Here is a 20,287-nt window from a genome sequence, read left to right on the forward strand (position 1 = left end):
GTCGGGGCGCGAGGGGCGCGCGGCCCGTGCCGGGTGGTGCGCCGGCGCGGAGGCTCGCGGAGCCTGAGGGTCGTCACCGGCCTCCCCTGGCGTGCCGGGCGAGGTGGCGCAGGGCCTCGGCGAACTCCCCGGCCACCCGGCGCACGGTCGCCGTGTCGTGGACGCCGGGCCGGTGGTGCCAGGTGAAGGCGAGCCGGCCGTGCTGCACCGCGCCCACCACCTCCAGCAGGTGCGAGCCGGGGTCCCGAGGGTCGTGGTCCTGCCCGAAGGAGCCGTGTTCGGCGCGGACCAGGCCGCCCCGCGCGGTCTCCGGGCGGGCGTCCCACTGGCCGAGGTAGTTGAACACCACCTGGCTGTGCGCCCCGCCGCCGAGGCGTTCGCGGACCTCGGGCGGGCCGAAGGTGCGCAGCGCGCCGAAGCCGATGCCGTTGCCGGGTACGGCGCGCAACTGGCGGCGCACCGACTTCACCAGGGACCGCCAGTCGCGGTCGGGGCCGAGATCGCCGGGGTCGGGCACCTGGACGGCGACCGGGTGGACGGTGGTGAACCAGCCGACGGTGCGGGACAGGTCGACCCCGTCGAGCAGGTCCTCGCGGCCGTGGCCCTCCAGGTCCAGGCGGACCCGGTCGCGTCCGGTCCAGCGGGCCAGCGCCAGGGTGAGGGCGGCGAGCAGCACGTCGTTGACCCGGGTGCGGTAGGCGGTGGGCGCCGAGCGCAGCAGGGCCGTGGTGTCCTCCTCGCCGAGTTCCACGCTCACCGTGGCGGCCGGTCCGGCGGCGGAGGGCTCGGGTGGCGCCGGTTCGGTGTCCACCGCCTGTTCCCAGTACGGCAGTTCGTGGTCGAGGCCGCCCTCGGCGACGTACGCGGCGAGTCCCCGCGACCACGCGCGGAAGCTGGTGCCGCGCTCCCCCAGTGTCACCGGTCCGCCCTGGAGGGCCTGCCGGTAGGCGGTCTCCAGGTCGTCGCGCAGGATGCGCCAGGAGACGGCGTCCACGACCAGGTGGTGGGCGACGAGGAGGAGGAACACGGGCCGGTCCGGCTCCCCGGTGAACAGGGCCGCGCGCAGCTGCGGGCCCCGGGCCAGGTCGAAGCTCGCGTGCAGTTCGTCGGCGGCCTTCGCCATGGCCGCGTCGGCCTCCTCGGCGGACAGCCCGGTCAGGTCGTGCCGGACGAGGATGCCGGGGCCGGCGGCGGGTGGCGGGTTGAACTGACGCCAGCCGTCCGCGTCCCGGGTGAACCGCATGCGCAGCGCGTCGTGGTGCTCCAGCAGCGCGTCGAGGGCGGCGCGCAGCGCCCGCTCGTCGGGGGTGCCGTCGAGTTCCAGCAGCGCCGACTGGTTGAAGTGGTGGTGGGCGGCGCGGGGGGCGGTCAGGAACCACTCCTGGATCGGGGTGAGCGGCACCTCGCCGGTGACCGGGCCGTCCCCGGACCGCAGGGGCGCGGCTCGGACCACGGTGGCGAGTTCGGCCACGGTCTGGTGCGTGAACAGGTCGCGCGTGGCCACGTGCAGGCCGTCGCGGCGCAGCCGAGAGACGACCTGCATGCTCAGGATGGAGTCGCCGCCGAGCGCGAAGAAGTTGTCGTCGGCGCCGACCTCCTCGATGCCCAGCACATCGGCCCAGATGCGGGCGATCCGGCGTTCGGTGTCGGTGCGCGGCGCGGTCTTCGGGCCGTCCGCGTGCTGCGCGGGCCCGGGCGCGGGCAGCGCCCGCCGGTCCGTCTTGCCGTTCGGGGTGAGCGGCAGCCGGTCGAGCGGCACGAAGACGGACGGCACCATGTGCGGGGGCAACAGCCCGGCCAGGTGGAGCCGCAACTCGCCGACGGGCAGCCGCAACTCACCGACGGGCCGATCGACAGCGGCTCGATCGGCAACGGACCGATCGGCAACGGCTCGATCGGCAATGGCCGGATCGGCAACGGACGGATCGCCGCCCGCCGGATCGGCAGCGGGCCCCTCCGCCGCCGGATCGGCGGTCGACGCATCGGCAGCGGGCCCCTCCGCCGTCGGATCGCCGCCCGACGCATCGACACCGGGCCCCTCCGCCGGAACCACGTAAGCGATCAGCCGGGCCGGCGCCCCCGGCGTCTCCCCCGCGCGTACGACCACGACCGCGTCCCGCACCAGCGGGCTGCGCCGCAGCGCGCTCTCGATCTCGCCGGGCTCGATGCGGAACCCGCGCAGCTTGACCTGGTCGTCGGCGCGCCCCGCGAACCGGAGCCGGCCGTCCGGGGCCCAGCGGACCAGATCCCCGGTGCGGTACATCCGCTCCCCCGGCGCGCCGTACGGGTCGGCGACGAACCGCTGGGCGGTGAGTCCCGGCCGGCCCAGGTAGCCCCGGGCGAGACCGGGTCCCGCGAGGTACAGCTCCCCGGTCACGCCCGGCGGTACGGGACGCAGGGCGGCGTCGAGCACGCGGACGCGGATGCCGCCGGCGGGGCGGCCGATGGGCGGGGTGCCGGTGCCGGGGGTGAGCGGGCCGGTCCAGGTGGCGACGACGGTGGCCTCGGTCGGTCCGTAGGAGTTGATCATCCGGCGGCCGGGGGCCCAGGTGTCGACGAGGTCGGCCGGGCAGGCCTCGGCGCCCACGATGAGCGTGCGCAGACGGGGCAGGGCGGCGGCGGTCTCCGGCGGGACGGTGGCCAGCGCGGCCGGGGGGATCAGGCTGTGGCTGACGCGCCGCTCGGCGAGCACCTCCGCCAGCCGCTCCCCGACCAGCGGCCCTTCCTCGCCCGTGACCAGCGCGGCCCCGCTGAGCAGGGAGACGCACAGCTCCAGCACGGAGGCGTCGAAACTGGGCGAGGCGAACTGGAGGACCCGGTCGCCGGGGCCCGCCGCGTACTGTTCGGCGGCCGCCGCGGCGAAGGAGGCGAGACCGCGATGGGTCACCACCACGCCCTTGGGGGTGCCGGTGGAGCCGGAGGTGTAGATGACGTAGGCGGGATGGGCGGGAGTGAGGGGCGCGGTGCGGTCGGTGTCCGTGGGTGACGTGTCCGGCCCGTCGGCGGTCCACACCTCGGCCGGGTCGCCGAGGACCAGGTGGGCGCCCGCGTCCCGGATCATGAACTCCCTTCGCCGCGGCGGGTAGTCGGGGTCCACGGGCAGGAAGGCGCCGCCGGCCTTGGCGACGGCGAGCTGGGCCACGACCGTCGCCGCCGAGCGGGGCAGCGCGAGGGCGACCACGCGCTCCGGTCCGACGCCGTCCCGGAGGAGCCGGTGGGCCAGCCGGTTGGCCGCCCGGTCCACCTCCGCGTAGGTCAGCTCCCGGTCGCCGTCGACCAGCGCGACCGCGTCCGGGGTACGGGCCGCCTGCCGTTCGAACAGGGCGGGCAGGGTCGTCTCGGGCACCGGACGGAAGGTGCCGAGGCCCTGGTCCAGCAGGGTCTTCAGCTCGTCGTCGGAGGTCAGCGGCAGCGCGCCGAGCGGCCGGTCCGGGTCCTCGGCGACGGCGTGCAGCAGGGTGCCGAGCTGTCCGGCCATCCGTTCGGCGGTGGCCGGGTCGAACAGGTCGGTGTTGTAGGTGAGCAGGCCGTGCAGGGCTCCGCCGTCGGTCTCGGCGAACTCCAGGGTGAGGTCGAACGCGGCCTGCTCGGACTCGGGTTCGACGTCGGTGACGTCGAGGCCGGGCAGGTCGAGACCGGCGGCCGGGCTGTTCTGGAGGACGACCATGACCTGGAAGAGGGGACTGCGGCTGGTGTCGCGGACCGGGTCGACCTCGTCCACGACCCGTTCGAACGGCACGTCCTGGTGGGCGAAGGCGTCGAGGACGGTCTGCCGTACGGCGGTGAGGAACCCGGTGAAGGGCTCCTCGGCCTCGGCCCGGGAGCGCAGCACCAGGGTGTTGACGAAGAACCCGACGAGCGCCTGGGTCTCGGGCCGGTCGCGGCCCGAGGTGACGGTGCCGACGGTGATGTCCTCGGCGCCGGTGAGCCGGGCGAGGTAGGCCTGGGCGGCGGCGACGAGCGTGGTGAACAGGGTGGTGCCGTGGTCCCGGGCGAGCCGGGTCAGCCGCCGGGCGGTCGGGGCGGGCACCACCAGCCGGGTGGTCGCGCCGGGGCTGGTGCGCACCGGCGGCCGGGGCCGGTCGGTGGGCAGCTCCAGCGGTGCCGTGTCGGCCAATTGCCGCTTCCAGTAGGCGAGATGCTCGTCCGCGCCGGCGTCCCCGGCGCCGCGCTGCCAGCGGGCGTAGTCGGCGTACTGCACCGGCAGCGGCGGCAGGTCTCCTTTTACGGACCCGAGTTCGGCGCGGTAGAGGTGGGCGAGGTCGCCGAGCAGGACGGAGCTGGACCAGCCGTCGGTGACGATGTGGTGCAGGGTGAGGGTGAGCACGTGGTCGTTCTCGGCCAGCCGGATCAGGCCGGTGCGCAGCAGCGGTCCCTGACGCAGGTCGAAGGGGCGGGAGCGCTCCTCTGCGAGCAGCCCGCGCAGGCGGGACTCGGGGTCGGCGGCCTGTGACAGGTCGCGCACGGGCAGCGGCACGTCGTGGGGCGGGTGGACGCGCTGGACGCCGTGCCCGTCGACGCTGTCGAAGGTGGTGCGCAGCGACTCGTGCCGGGCCACCAGGGCGGTGAGGGCCGCGCGGAGAGCGCCGGTGTCCAGGGTGCCGCGCAGCCGGAGGGCGAGCGCGGTCACGTACTCGGCGCCGCCAGGTGCGAACTCCTCCAGGAACCACAGGCGTTGCTGGGCGTACGACATCGGCGCGGCCCCGTCCCGGGCGGCCGGGACGATCGCCGACCGGCCGGTGCCCTGCCGGGCGTCGAGCAGCCGGGCCAGTCCGGCCGGGGTGGGGTGGGTGAACACCGCGCGCGGGGTGACGTCGGTGTCGAAGGTCTCGGCGAGCCGGGAGGCGAGCCGGATGCTGAGGATCGAGTCGCCGCCGAGCTGGAAGAAGTCGTCCTCCGCACCGGGCGGTTCGCTGCCCAGCACCTCCCCGAAGACGGCCGCGGTGCGGCGCTCGACCTCGGTGCGGGGCTCGACCCGCGCGCGGCCGGGCAGGGCTTCCGGCGCGGGCAGGGCCGTGCGGTCGACCTTGCCGTTGCGGCTGAGCGGGAGGGCGGTGAGCGGGACGACGGCGCCGGGGACGAGGTAGTCGGGCAGGGTGCGGGCGGCGAAGTCCCGCAGCTCCTCGCCGTTCTGCCCGGCCGGTCCGACGACATAGGCCACGAGCCGCTTGGCGCCGGGCCGGTCCTCGCGGGCCACCACGGCCACGTCGACGACGCCCGGGTGGGCGGCGAGGGCGGCCTCGACCTCGCCGGGCTCCACCCGGAAGCCCCGGATCTTCACCTGATGGTCGGCGCGGCCCAGGAACTCGACGGTGCCGTCCGGCCGCCGCCGGGCCAGGTCGCCGGTGCGGTACATCCGGGCACCGGGCGGGCCGTAGGGGTCGGCGAGGAAGCGGGCCGCGGTGTCGCCGGGGCGGCCCAGATAGCCGCGGGCGACGCCCTCGCCGGCCACGTACAGCTCTCCGGGGCAGCCCGGCGGCACGGGCCGCAGCCGGGCGTCGAGGACGTGCACCCGCATGTCGTCCAGCGGGTGGCCGATGGGGACGGTGCCGGGCACGTCCGCCGGGTCGGTGAGGGCGCAGGAGGTCGCGAAGGTGGTGGTCTCGGTGGGGCCGTAGCCGTCCACGACGGTCAGGCCGGGGCAGGCGGCCAGCACCCGGCGCACGGCCGGGGCGGGGACGACGTCACCGCCGGTCCACACCTGGGCGAGGCCCCGGAAGCACTCGGGCGCGTCCTGCGCGAGCAGCCGGAACAGTCCGGCGGTCAGCCACAGGGCCGTCAGTTCGCCGTCGGCGGCCAGCCGGCGCACCAGGGCCGCGTCCACGCCGCCGCCCGGGGCCACGACCACGCAGCCGCCGTTCAGCAGCGGCGCCCACACCTCGAAAGTGGCGGCGTCGAAGGCCACCGGCGAGTGCAGCAGCACCCGCGCGCACACCCCGTCGGCGAACCGGCTGTCGGTGGCGAGCGCCGCCACGTCCCGGTGCCGTACGGCGACCGCCTTGGGCCGGCCGGTGGAGCCGGAGGTGAACATCACGTACGCCAGCCGGTCGGGGTCGGCGGCCGGTGTGCGCCCCTTCTCGGTGCCGACGCCGGTGCGGGCGGCGGTGCGGGCGGCGGTCACCTCGGCCGCAGTGAGCCGGACGGTCGCGCCCGCCTGGGCGAGCAGGGTGCGGCGGCGCTCCTCGGGGGCCCGGGTGTCGACGGGGACGTAGGCGCCGCCGGCCATGAGCACGGCGAGCTGGGCGACGACGAGTTCGGCGGAGCGGTCCAGCAGCAGCGCCACCCGGTCCTCGGCCCGCAACCCCTCGGCCACCAGCCTGGCCGCCAACGCGTCGGCCCAGTCGGCCAGCTCCCGGCAGGTCAGCTCGCGCTCGCCGTCACGGACCGCGATCGCGTCCGGGGTGCGGCGGGCCCGCTCGGCGAAGAGGTCCACAGGGCTGCGCGGGGCGGCCCGGCGGGCGGTGGTGTTCCAGGCGGCCAGCAGGTCCCGGTCGGCCGGGGTGAGCAGGTCCAGGTCGGCCAGGTCGGTGTCGAACCCGTCGGCGAGGGCGGCGAGCAGGGCCGCCAGCCGGTCGGCGGCGCGCTCGGCGGTCGCGGCGTCGAACAGGGCGGGGTCGTAGGCCAGGTCGAAGGCGAGCCGTTCGGCGAGGTGGGCGCGGAGGCACCAGGGGAAGGTGGTGGCGTCGTCGGCGCGCACCTCCTCGACGCGGACGCCCGTGCGGGCCGTGGCCGACTCGTCCACGGGGTAGTTCTCGAACACCACCATGCTGTCGAACAGCGGCTCGCCGGACGGGACGTCGCTGACGGCCTGGACGCGGGGCAGGGAGAGGAAGTCGAAGCGGCGGGCGTCGCTCTGCCGTTCCTGGAGACCGCGCAGCCACGGCAGCACGGGCCCGGCGGGGACGCGGACACGGGTCGGCACGGTGTTGATGAACATGCCGATCATGCCTTCGACGCCGGGCAGTTCGGCCGGGCGGCCGGACACCGTGGTGCCGAACACCACGTCGTCCCGGCCGCCGGAGCGGGCCAGCAGCAGCGCCCAGGCGCCCTCCACCACGGTGTTGACGGTGAGCCCGGCGCGGGCGGCGGTCTCCCGCAGCCGGCGCGAGACCCGCGCGTCCAGCTCGTGGTGGACGGCGGCGGCGGAGCGGGCGCGGTGGGCCTCGGCGGGCGTGCGGTCGTACGGCAGCGGGGTGCGGGCGGTGAACCCGGCCAGGGCGTCGGCCCAGTACCGCTCGGCCGCCTGCTCGTCCTGCTCGCGCAGCCAGTGCAGGAAGTCCGCGAAGGGCCGCCGTACCGGGGGTGCCGGGTCCGGGCCGCCGGTGAGGGCGGCGTAGCGCTCGCAGACCTCGGTGAGCAGCTGACCGGTGCTCCAGCCGTCGAGGACGATGTGGTGCGTCGACCAGAGCAGCAGCACCTCGTCGCCGGGCAGGGCGGCCAGGGTGAGGCGGGTCAGCGGCGCGGCGGTGAGGTCCATGCCCGCCGCGCGGTCCTCGGCGAGCAGCCGCTCGGTGGCCTCCGCGCGCCGCTCCTGTGTGAGCGTCCGCCAGTCGAGGTGGGTGACGGGCAGCTCGGCGCGCCGGTGGACCACCTGGACCGGGTGGGGCAGACCCTGCCAGTGCACGCTGCTGCGCAGCGCCGGGGTGCGGTCGGCGACCTGCTGCCAGGCGGCGGCGAACGCGCGCGGGTCCGCGACGCCGGACAGGCGTACGGCCGTACGGTCGAAGTAGGCGTGCTCGCTGTCCACGAGGCCGTGGAAGAGCATGCCGGACTGGAGCGGGGTGAGCGGCAGGACGTCCTCGGCCTGCCCGCCGGTGCCGACGAGCCGGTCCAGCTGCTCCTGGCCGAGGCCGGCGAGCGGGAAGTCGGAGGGGGTACGGCCGCCCGCTCCGGGACGGGCGCAGTGCGCCACGATGTCCCGCAGGGCCGCGACCGTCTCCTCGGCGAGCCGGCGGACGGTGGCCTGGTCGTAGACGGCCGCCGGGTAGGTCCAGCCGAGTTCGAGACGGCCCCGCTGGACCACTCCGGTGACGTCCAGCAGGTAGGGACGGGGTTCGTCCGGGTCGGTGTCCCGGCCGGCCGGGGGCAGGGCGCCGCGCAGGAGCCCGCCGGTGCCGTCCGCGTCCCACTGGCCGTGGTAGTTGAAGCCGACGCGGGGGGCGGGGGCGCCGGCGAGCGGGCTGCCGGGCACGAGGTGGCGCAGGGCGCCGTGGCTCAGGCCGCGCAGCGGCACCGCGCGCAGCTGTTCCTTGACCGAGCGGAGGGTGTCGTGCCAGCCGGCGTCCGGGTCGACGCGCAGCGCGAGCGGGAACTCGGCGGTGAACCAGCCGACGGTCCGCGCCAGGTCGACGTCCGCGAACAGGTCCTCCCGGCCGTGTCCCTCCACGCCGAGCAGGACGGTGTCGCGCCCGCACCAGCGGGCCAGGGTGCGGCCGAGGGCGCTGAGCAGGACGTCGTTGACCTGGGTGCGGTAGGCCTCCGGGACCTGCCGCAGCAGGGCGTCGGTCGTCTCCGCGTCCAGCGTGACGGTGAGGGTGGCGGCGGTGCCGTGGGTGTGGGGGCCGGGCCGTCCGGCGGGCAGCTCGGCCGGGGCCGCGCAGGTGCGCGTCCAGTAGGGCAGGTCGGCGTCCAGGGCGCCGGAGCGGGTGTGCCGGTCGAGCCGGGCGGCCCAGGTGACGTAGGAGGTGCCCGTGGTGGGCAGCTCGACGGGCCGGCCGGCCGCCGCCGTCCGGTGGGCGGTCTCCAGGTCCGCGAGCAGGATGCGCCAGGACACCCCGTCGATCACCAAGTGGTGGGCGGTGACGACAAGTTGGCCCTCCCGCTGTGGGCCACGGTCGAAGAACAGGACGCGGACGACCCGGCCCTCGACGGGGTCGAGCGCGGTCTGTGCCTCCTCGGTGAGCCGCTGGACCTCGCTCTCGACCGCCGTGTCGTCCAGCCCGGTGACGTCGTGCCGGGTGAAGACGCCGTCCGGGGTCTCGGGCAGCACCTCCTGGCGCCAGCCGCCGGCGGAGTGCCGGAACCGGGTGCGCAGGGCGGCGTGGTGGTGCACGAGGGCGTCGACAGCGGTCCGAAGCGCGGACCCGTCCGTGCCGACGGCGAGTTCCAGGCGCTGGGTCATGGTGAACCGGAGCCGCTGCCCGGGGTCGCGGCCGTCCAGGTACCAGTGCTGGATCGGCGTCAGCGGCGCCTCGCCGGTCTCCTCGGTGACGGCTGGGCTCGGATGGGACTCCCGTACCCGCAGGGCGAGTTCGGCGACGGTCTGGTGGCGGAAGACGTCCTTGGTGGTGAGGGCGAGGCCCGCCTGCCGGGCGCGGGAGACGATCTGGATGCTCAGGATGGAGTCGCCGCCGAGCGTGAAGAAGTTGTCGCGCGCGCCGACCCGTTCGACGCCGAGCACCTGAGCCCAGATCGCGGCCAGGCGCTCCTCCGTGCCGGGCCGGGGGGTGACGTACGGGGTGCTGCTGTCGGGCTGCGCGGGCGGTGCGGGCAGGGCCCGTCGGTCGGTCTTGCCGCTGGTGGTGCGGGGGATGCGGGCCAGCGGGACGAACGCGGCGGGCACCATGTGGTCGGGCAGGGTACGGCGCAGGGCGAGGCGCAGTTCGTCGGCGCACGGGACGCGGCCGGCGGACGGCACCACGTAGCCGACGAGCATGAGACGGCCGGCGTGCTCGCGCGCGGCGACCGCGGCGTCGGCGACGTCCGGGTGGTCCAGGAGGGCGGTCTCCACCTCGCCGGGCTCGATACGGAACCCGCGGATCTTGACCTGCTCGTCCACCCGGCCCAGGAACTCCAGCAGCCCGTCCCGGTCCCAGCGGGCCCGGTCCCCGGTGCGGTACATCCGCTCCCCCGGCGCCCCGAACGGGTCGGCGAGGAAGCGGGCGGCGGTGAAACCGGGCCGGTGCGGATAGCCACGGGCCACCTGGGCCCCGGCCAGGTACAGCTCGCCGGGCACTCCGGGCGGCACCGGGCGCAGGGCACCGTCGAGGACGTAGGCGCGCAGGTTGCCGCCTGGTCGGCCGATGACCGGACGCTCGGGCCGGTCGGCGCAGCGGCCGTAGACGGCGTCGACGGTGCACTCGGTGGGGCCGTACATGTTGTACACGGCCACACCCGACTCCTTCTCGGCGCGCACGAGTTCGCGCCAGTCGGCCGGGGTGACGGCCTCGCCGCCGACGAGCAGCAGGCGCGGGTGGTGGCGGCCGGGGGCGAGCAGGCCGGCGGCGGTGAGTTCGCGCAGGAAGGACGGGGTGACGTTCACGAGGTCGAGGCGGTGTTCGGCGACCTGGGCGCAGAAGGCCTGCGGGTCCAGGCGTACGTCCTCGTCGACGAGGTGGACCTCGTGGCCGAGGGCGAGGAGCAGCGGCCCCTCCCAGGAGGTGTCGAAGGAGAAGGAGGCGCTGAGCGCGGCCCGCAGCCGCCGCCCGCCGTCGGTGTGCGGGGCGAGCAGGGCCGCCCGGTGGTCGTGGCACAGGTTGACGAGGTGCCGGTGCTCGACGGCGACGCCCTTGGGGCGGCCGGTGGAGCCGGAGGTGTAGACGATGTACGCCGTGTGCTCGGGCAGCAGGGGCCGGACGCGGTCGGCGTCGGCCGGGTCGTGGGCGGGGAGCCGGTCCCAGGGCACCTCGCCGAGGCCGGTCAGCAGGGTGTGCGGCCGGGCGTCGCCGAGCAGGAAGTCCGCTCGCTCCTCGGGGAGTTCGGGGTCCAGGCAGAGCAGGGTCGCCCCCGCCTTGAGGACCGCGAGGAGCGCCACCACCAGGTCGGCGGTGCGCGGGAGCCGTACGGCGACCACGTCCTCGGGGCCGGCGCCCTGGGCGATGAGGTGGTGGGCCAGCCGGTTGGCGCGCTCGTTCAGCGCGGCGAAGTCCAGGGTGGTGTCCCCGGCCGCCAGGGCGGTGTGGTGCGGGGTGCGGGCGGCCCGGGCCTCGAACAGGGCGGGGAAGGTGGTGTCCGGTTCGGGCAGTCGGGCGCCCTGCCCGTACCGGAGCACCTGCCGCCGCTCGTCGTCGGTCATCAGCGGCAGGCGGCCCACGGCCCGCTCCGGGTCCTCGGCGGCGGCCTCCAGCAGGACGCGCAGCCGGGCGGCCAGACGTTCGGCGGTGTCGGCGTCGAAGAGCCCGGTGTTGTACTCCAGGTAGCCGGTGAGGCCGCCGTCGGTCTCCGCGAAGTCGAAGGCGAGGTCGAAGGTGGCGTTGCGGACCGGTGGGGTCACCGGCTCCACCGCCAGCCCGGGCAGCCGGGGCGGCTCGGCGCCGAGGTTGTGCAGGGCGACCATGACCTGGAACAGCGGGGTACGGCTGGTGTCCCGCTCGGGCTGGAGGGCGTCCACCACACGCTCGAACGGCAGCTCCTGGTGGGCGAACGCGTCCAGGACGGTGGTGCGCACCTCGGCCAGCAGGTCCCGGAAGGGCAGCTCGGCGCGGACCCGTGTGCGCAGCACGAGCGTGTTGACGAACATGCCGACCATGTCGTGCAGTTCGGGCCGCTCCCGGCCGGCGGTGACGGTGCCGACGGTGACGTCCTCCTGGTCCGCCCAGCGGGCGAGCAGGATCTGGCAGGCCGTCACGAGTGTCATGTAGAGGGTGGCGTCGGCCTCCCGGCCCCGCTCGCGCAACCGCTCGGTCAGCGCGGCGGGCAGGGTGAAGGTCACCAGGGCGCCGTCGCGGGTGCGGACGGCCGGGCGCGGCCGGTCGGTGGGCAGCTCCAGCGGGGTCACACCGTCCAGCGCCCGGCGCCAGTGGGCCAGTTCGGCCTCGGCCCGCTCGGCGCGGGCGCGCTGCCAGGAGGCGTAGTCGGCGTAGCGGAGGGGGAAGGCCGGCAGGTCGGGACGGCGGTCCTCCAGGGCCGCCGCGTACAGCTCGCCGAGGTCCCGGGCCAGCACGCCGGCGGACCAGCCGTCCGTGACGATGTGGTGCAGGGCCAGGACGAGAACGTGCTCGTCGGCGGCGCACCGGACCAGGCGCACCCGGAACAGCGGCCCGGCGGCCAGGTCGAAGGGGGGGGGGCGGCCTCGCGCGCCAGGAGGCTGTCCAGGGCGGCGGTGTCGCTACGGGCGCCCGGAGCGGTGACCGCGCGGCCGTCCACTGCGGCGGGTTCCGCGTCGCCGCCCGAGGCGACGGCGTCCGCTCGGCCGTCCACGGCAGCCGTGTCCGTGCGGCCGTCCGAAGCGGCGATGTCCGCGAGGTCGTCCACCCGGAGGTCCACGGGCCGGGGCGGGTGGACCGACTGCCGGGCCTGGCCGCCCTGTTCGGTGAACGTGGTGCGCAGGGCCTCGTGCCGGGCGACCAGGCCGTCCAGGGCGGTGCGCAGGGCGGCGGTGTCGAGCGGGCCGCGCAGCCGCAGCACGGACAGGGTCGTGTACTCGGTGCTGCCCGGCTCGAACCGGTCGAGGAACCACAGGCGTTGCTGGGCGTACGACAGGGGCGCCGGGGTGTCCGGGTCGCCGGCCGGGATGGTGTCGGCGGTGCCTTCGCCCCGGGGTTCACCCAGCGCGGCCGCGAGGGCGGACAGCGTGGAGTGGGTGAACAGCAGCCGGGGTGAGACGTCCCTGCCGAAGGCGGCGCGCAGCCGGGAGGTGACGCGGACGGCGAGGATGGAGTCGCCGCCGAGGGCGAAGAAGTCGTCGTCGGCGCCGACCTCCCCGGTGTCCAGGACGTCCGCCCACGCGGCGGCGACGAGCCGCTCGGCCGGTGTGCGCGGCGGGGTCCGTGTGCCGTCGGCGGCGAAGCCGTCGGGGCCGGGCGCGGGCAGGGCGCGCCGGTCGAGCTTGCCGTTGGCGGTGAGCGGCAGCGCGGACATCGGAACATAGGCGGCCGGGACCATGTGCGCGGGCAGCAACGCCTCCAGGTGGGCGCGGAGTTCGGCGGCGGGCGGGGGCGGTACGGCACGGTCGCCGCTGCCGGTGCCGACGACATGCGCGACCAGCCGGCGCGTCCCGGCGGTGTCCTCGTACACGCCGACGGTGGCCGCGCCCACGTCCGGGTGGCGGTGCAGGGCGGCCTCGATCTCCCCGGGTTCGATGCGGTAGCCGCGGATCTTCACCTGCTGGTCGGCGCGGCCCAGGTACTCCAGGGTGCCGTCGGCCCGCCAGCGGGCACGGTCGCCGGTGCGGTACATACGGGTGCCGGGCCGGCCGAACGGGTCGGCGAGGAAGCGGGTCGCGGTGAGGCCGGGCCGGTTCAGATAGCCGCGCGCCAGGCCCTGGCCGGCGACGAACAGCTCGCCGACGGCGCCGGGCGGCACCGGCCGCAGGCCTTCGTCGAGGACGTAGAGCCGCAGGTCGGGGATGCCGGTGCCGATGGGGCCGGCGGTACCGGCTCGGGCCGCCCGGCGGTCCAGTCCGGTGTGGGTGACGTGCACGGTGGTCTCGGTGATGCCGTACATGTTCACCAGGCGGGGCGCGGTGTCCGGGTGGCGGGCGTACCAGTCGGCGAGCCGGCTCACGTCCAGCGCCTCGCCGCCGAAGATCACCGTGCGCAGCGCCAAGCGGGCGCTGACGTCGGGCAGTTCGGCGTCGGCGCGGATCAGCGGGTAGAAGGCGGAGGGGGTCTGGTTGAGGACGGTGACCTGTTCGTCGGCGAGCAGGCGCAGGAAGTCCTCCGGGGAGCGGGCGGTGTCCTCGGGTACGATCACGAGCCGGCCGCCGTGCAGCAGCGGGCCCCACAGCTCCCACACCGAGAAGTCGAAGGCGTAGGAGTGGAACAGGGTCCACACGTCGTCGGGGCCGAAGCCGAACCAGTGCCGGGTGCGGGTGAACAGCCGGACCACGTTGGCGTGCGGGACGACGACACCCTTGGGGCGGCCGGTGGAGCCGGAGGTGTAGATGGCGTACGCGGGGCTCTCGGGCAGCGCGCGGCGTGCCGGACCGTCGGCGGGGCGGCGGGCCAGGTCGGCGCGGACTTCGGGGTCGTCCAGCGGCAGGAGCGGCACGGTCGTCTCGACGGCGGTCCCGGCGGTGGTCACCAGTGTCACCGGGCGGGCGTCGGCGAGCAGGTCCCGGACGCGTTCGGCGGGCAGCGCGGGGTCGATGGGCAGGTAGGCGGCGCCGGTCCTGAGGACGGCGAGGACGGCCACGACGAGGTCGGTGGAGCGGGGCAGCGCGAGCGCCACGAACGTCTCGGGTCGGGCGCCGAGTTCGGCGAGCCGGTGGGCGAGCTGTCCTGAACGCTCGTCCAGGGTGGCGTAGTCGAGCCGGTCGGCGCCGCAGGTGACGGCCTCGGCGTGGGGGGTGCGGGCGGCCTGGGCGGCGAAGAGGGCGTCCAGGGTGTCGGAGGGCCGGCCCTCCTCGGTGCCGTTCCAGTCGGCCAGCATCCGCCGCCGCTCCTCGGCGGTCGTCCAGGCGAGCGCGCGCACGGGCCGGTCGGGGTCGTCGGCCAGCTCGGTGAGCAGCAGGCACAGCCGGTCGGCGAGGGCGCGCACGGTCGGGGCGTCGAACAGCCCGGGGTCGTAGGCCAGGTCGAAGCCGAACCGCTCGCCCTGGTAAGCGCGCAGCACCAGGGCGTAGTTGGTGGCGTCGCGGGCCGAGACGTCGGCGAGGCGTATGCCGGTGCCGGCGGAACGTGCCTGGTCGAAGGGGTAGTTCTCGAAGGCCACCATGCTGTCGAACAGCGGGCTGCCGGCGGGCACGTCGCTCAGCGAGGTCAGCTCGGCGAGGGACACCGTCGCGAACCGCCGTGCCTCGGCCTGCGCCTCCTGTAGCTCCCGGAGCCAGGCGGCGGCGCTGCGGCCGCCGTCCACGCGGACGCGGGTGGGCAGGGTGTTGATGAACATGCCGACCATCGACTCGACGCCGGGCAGGTCGTCGGGGCGTCCGGAGACGGTGGTCCCGAACAGCACGTCCGGCTCGGCGCCGTAGCGGGACAGCAGCAGCGCCCAGGCGCCCTGCACCACGGTGCCGAGGGTGAGGCCGGCCGCGCGGGCGGTGCGCGTCAGCCGGGCCGAGACCTCGTCGGAGAGCCCGGCCGTGTGCACGCCCGCTGAGCGGGTCTCGTGGCCCGGGCGGCGGACGCGGTCGGCGGGCAGCGGGGTGGGGGTGGCGAACCCGGCGAGGACGGTCCGCCAGTGGGCGCGTGCGGCCTCGGTGTCCTGGCCGGCCAGCCAGCGCACGTAGTCGGCGAACGGCCGCCGTGCCGGGGGCCGGGGCTCGGCGCCGGTGGTGAGCGCCGCGTACTCTTCGAAGACGTCGGTGAGCACCTGGGCCAGGCTCCAGCCGTCCAGGATCAGATGGTGGGAGGTCCACAGGAGCTGGAGCCGGGCCTCGGGCAGCCGGACGAGGGTGAGCCGCATCAGGGGGGCCGTGCCGAGGTCCAGGCCGCGCGCGAGGTCGTCGGCGCGCAGCCGGTCCAGCCGCTCGGGCCGCTCCCCCGGGTCCACGTCCCGCCAGTCGACCTGCTCGACGGGCACGGTGACGTGGCGGTGCACGACCTGGAGCGGCACCGGCACGTCCTCCCACACCACCGAGGTGCGCAGGGCGGGGGTGCGGTCGGTCACGCGCTGCCAGGCCAGGGCGAGGGCGTCGGGGTCGCTCACCCCCTCCAGCAGCAGGGCGGCCTGGTCGACGTACACGTCGTCCGGTCCGCCGACCAGCCGGTGGAAGAGCATGCCCTCCTGGAGCGGGGTGAGCGGCAGCAGATCCTCCACGTCCCGGCCGTCGCCGGCCAGGCGGTCCACACCGGCCTGGTCCAGGCGGGCCAGCGGGAAGTCGGAGGGGGTGCGGCCGCCCGCGCCGGGCCGGGCGCAGTGCTCGGCGACGGCGGCGAGCGCCCGCACCATCCCGTCGGCCAACCGCCGTACGGTGTCGGCCCGGTGCACCTGGTCGCTGTAGTGCCAGGTGATCTCCAGCTCGCCGTCGGCGACCAGGGCGGAGACGTCCAGGAGGTGGTCCAGTGGCGCGCCGGGGTCCATGTCCCGGCCGGGCACGTCGGTGACGGGCGCGAAGTCCCCGCCGGCGGGCGCCTCCCACTGGCCGTGGTAGGTGAAGCACACCTGGGGCAGCGGGAGTTCGCCGAGGGCCCTCGCTTCTGGCCGGGGGGAGCGGAGGTGGCCCAGCGCCTGGTAGCTCAGACCACGGCGGGGCACCGCCCGCAGCCGTTCCTTGACGGCCTTGAGCGTGGCCCCCCAGTCGGCCGGGCCCGCCGGCGTCAGGGTGACCGGGTACTGGGTGGTGAACCAGCCGACCGTGCGGGACAGATCGGCGCCCTCGGCCGGTTCCTCCTCCCGGCCGTGGCCCTCCAGGGCGACGGTCACCCGGTCCTCGCCCGTCCAGTCGGCCAGCACCCGGGCCAGCGCGCTCAGCAGCACGTCGTTGACCTGGGTGCGGTAGACGCCCGGCACGCGTCGCAGCAGCGCCTCGGTGGTGGCGCGGTCCACCCGGGTGCGGACGGTGCGTACGGACCCGGCGAGCGGGGTGCCGGGGAGGTCGACGGGGAGCGGGGTGCGCGGTCGCGCGGTTTCCTCCGTCCAGTGGGGCAGGTCGTCGTCCAGGTCACCGGCCCGCACCCGCTCGGCCAGCCGGCGCGCCCAGTCGGCGAACGGGGTGTGTTCGGGCTCCGGCCGGGGCTCCTCCCCCGCCACGGCCTGCCGGTAGGCCTGTTCCAGGTCGGCGAGCAGGACCCGCCAGGAGACGCTGTCGACGGCCAGGTGGTGGGCGGTGACGAACAGTCGCGGGCGTTCCCCGCCGGTGAGCAGGGCCGCGCGCAGCAGGGTTCCGGTGGCCGGGTCCAGGGCGGCGCGGGCGGCGTCGGCGGCCTCGGCGGGCGGGGTCCCGGGGCCGTACCGGGTCAGCAGGCCGGTGGCCGGGCCGGTGCCGGGGTGCTGCCGCCAGGTCTCCCCGGTGCGGGTGAACCGGGCGCGCAGTGCGGGGTGCCGGTCGACGACGGCGTCCAGCGCCCGTTCCAGTGCCCGCTCGTCGAGGTCGTGGGGCAGGTCGAGCAGCATCGACATGCTGAAGTGCCGCAGCGGGCCGTGCGTGGCGAGGAACCATTCCTGGACCGGGGTGAGCGGGGCGGGCCCGTCCTCCTGCGGGCGCCGGGGGGCGGGCAGGTCGGCGGTGCGCCGGGTCGCGGCGGCGGCCAGGTCGGCGACCGTCTGGTGGCGGAAGACGTCCTGCGAGCCGATCCTGAGGCCCGCCGCGCGGGCCCGGGAGACGGCCTGGATGCTCAGGATCGAGTCGCCGCCCAGCTCGAAGAAGTTGTCGGTGACGCCCACCCGGTCCACTCCGAGCACCTCGGCCCAGACGGTGGCGAGCGTCTCCTCCTCCGGGGTGCGCGGGGCCACGAACTCCCGCTCCCGGTCGGGGCTTTCGGGCGCGGGCAGGGCACGGCGGTCCAGCTTGCCGCTGGTGGTCAGCGGCAGCGCGTCCAGCGGGGTGAACGAGGAGGGCACCAGCGGATCGGGCAGGACGCGGCGCAGGGCCGCCCGCAGATCGGCGGGGGCGGGCCGGGGCGCGCCTGGCGCGGGGACGACGTACGCGGCGAGGCGGGTGTGGCCGTGCGCGTCGGGGACGGCGACGACCGCGGCGGCGGCGATGCCGGGCAGCGCATGCAGGGCGGCCTCGATCTCGCCGGGCTCGATGCGGTGGCCGCGCACCTTGACCTGGTCGTCGGCGCGCCCGAGGTAGTCCAGGCGGCCGTCGGCGGTCCAGCGGGCCAGGTCGCCGGTGCGGTACATGCGGGTGCCGGGCGGCCCGTAGGGGTCGGCGGGGAAGCGGGCGGCGGTCAGGCCGGGGCGGCCGGTGTAGCCCCGGGCCAGCTGGGCGCCCGCGAGGTACAGCTCGCCGCCGACACCGGGCGGCACCGGCTGGAGCCGGTCGTCCAGCACATAGGCCCGCACGCCGGGCAGGGGGCGGCCGACCAGCGGGCGGTCGCCGCCGTCGATACGGCAGGACAGCGCGTCGACCGTGCACTCGGTGGGGCCGTAGAAGTTGTGGGCGGTCACGTCCGGGTGCGCGGCCAGCTCACGCCAGAGCGCGGACCCGACCGCCTCGCCGCCGAGCATGAGGACCCGGGGGTGGTGCCGGGGGTCGGTGAGCAGTCCGGCGGGCAGCAGCTGGCGCAGGTACGACGGGGTGACGTCGAGGAAGTCGACACGGTGCTCGACGACGTACGCGACCAGGGCGGCCGGGTCCATCCGGGTCGTCTCGTCGACCAGGTGCAGCGGGTGGCCGTCGGCCATCAGCAGCACGCCTTCGAGGGAGGTGTCGAAGGAGAAGGAGGCGGTGAGCGCCACCCGCAGCGGGCCGCCGCCCGCCTCGGCGACGAAGCCGGCCCGGTGCGCGGCCAGCAGGTGCGCCGCCGAGCGGTGGGACACGGCGACGCCCTTGGGGCGGCCGGTGGAGCCGGAGGTGTGGATGACGTACGCGAGGTGGTCGGGGTCCAGCGGGGCGCGCCGGTCGGCGTCGGTGGGGTCGCTGTCCGGGGCGGTCGCGGGGACGGCACGCAGGGCGGCCTCGTCCAGGACCAGGGCCGGGCGGGCGTCGTCCAGCAGGTACCGGACGCGTTCTTCGGGAAGGGCCGGGTCCAGCGGCAGATGACCGGCGCCGGACTTCCAGACGGCGAGGATCGCGACGATCATGTCGGCGGTGCGCGGCAGCCGCAGCGCGACCAGCCGCTCGGGGCCTGCGCCGAGCGCGATGAGGTGGTGGGCGAGCCGGTTGGCGCGGGCGTTGAGCGTGGCGTAGTCCAGCCGTTCGCCGCCCGCGACGAGGGCGAGGGCGTCGGGCGTGCGGGCCGCGCGGCGCTCGAAGATCTCCGGGTAGGTGATGTCGTCCACGGGGTGGTGCGGGCCGGCGCTCCAGTCGTGGACGACACGCCGTATCTCGTCCCCGGACAGCAGGGGCAGACTGCCCAGCGGGCGGTCCGGGGCCTCGGCGGCGCCCTCCAGCAGGCGCAGCAGCTGTCCGGCGAGCCGCTCGGCCGTGGCCGGGTCGAACAGGTCGGTGCGGTACTCCAGCAGACCGGTCAGACCCGCACCGTCCGGCACGAACTCGATGCTCAGGTCGAAGGTGGCCGCCTGCCGGGGCACGGTGACCGGGCTGGTGGCGAGGGAGCGCGGGGCGGTCGCGGCGGGCGGGTCGGGGTGCAGCAGGACCATCACGTCGAACAGCGGGTTGCGGCCCGCCTCGCGGGCTGCGCCCACCGCCTCCACGATCCGCTCGAACGGCGTGTCGCCGTGCGCGAAGGCGTCGTTGACCGTGCCGGCCGTCTTCGCGAGCAGGTCGCGGAAGGAGCCGGACGCGTCGACCGGGGTGCGCAGCACGACGGTGTTCACGAAGAACCCGACGGTCCGTTCGAGGTCGGTGCGGGACCGGCCGGGGGTGAGGGAGCCGACGGTGATGTCGTCCTGGCCGGACCAGCGGGCCAGCAGGGCCTGGGTGGCGGCGACCAGGGCGGTGTGGAGGGTGCTGTGCCGCTCTCTGGCGAGGTCGCGCAACCGCGCGGTGAGGGGGGCGGGAACGGTGAAGGTGTGGACGGCGCCCTCGCCCGCCTCCTCGCCGCGCCGGGGCCGGTCCAGGGGCAGCTCGGGCGCCACCGCGCCCGCCAACTGCTCCTTCCAGTAGGCGAGATGGCGTTCGAGACGGGGCCCGGACAGCTGTTCGCGCTGCCACACCGCGAAGTCCGGGTACTGCGTGGCCACCGGGGGCAGGTCCGGCCGGCTGCCCCGCGCGAGGGCGTCGTAGGCGGTGCACAGCTCGTCCAGGACCACGCCCATCGACCAGCCGTCCGTGATGATGTGATGGGCCGTCAGCAGCAGGACGTGCGAGGTCGCCGACTCGCGCAGCAGCAGGGCGCGCAGCAGCGGCCCGTGCCGCAGGTCGAAGGGGCGGGAGTACTCCGCGAGCAGGTCCGCGTCCAGGTCGCCGGCGTCCCGGACCGGCAGCGGCACCGGGCCCGCCGGACGCACGCGCTGCACCGGCCGGCCGTCGGTCTCCTCGAAGGCGGTGCGCAGGGCCTCGTGCCGGGCCACGACGGCGGCGAGTGCCTCGCCCAGCGCCGTGTGGTCCAGGGCGCCGGTGAGGCGGACGGCGACCGCGCTGTTGTAGCGGGCGTCGCCGGGGCGCAGCCGGTCCAGGAACCACAGCCGCTGCTGCGCGAACGACAGCGGCAGCGGGCGGTCCCGGTCGGCGCGCGGGATGCCCTGCCGGGCGGCCGGGGCCGCGCCGCCGGCCCGTCCGGCGAGCCGCCGCCGCAGCGCCTCCCGCAGCTCCTCGGGGAGCGCCTCGGCGCGGTCCCGCTTGGAGGGCCGCGCGGAGCCGGAGGGATTCGAAGGGGTCGAAGACGTCATGGTCGTC

The 20,287-nt window shown here is 76.2% G+C and carries 1 pseudogene; it reads right to left on the minus strand.

The features are described 5' to 3' along the window. Positions 1–73: 73 nt before the first annotated feature. Positions 74–20,280 (minus strand): annotated as a pseudogene (locus ACZ4WH_RS27590) (non-ribosomal peptide synthase/polyketide synthase). Between the last annotated feature and the right edge of the window lie 7 nt (positions 20,281–20,287).

The organism is Streptomyces sp. NPDC029138 (assembly GCF_055564375.1).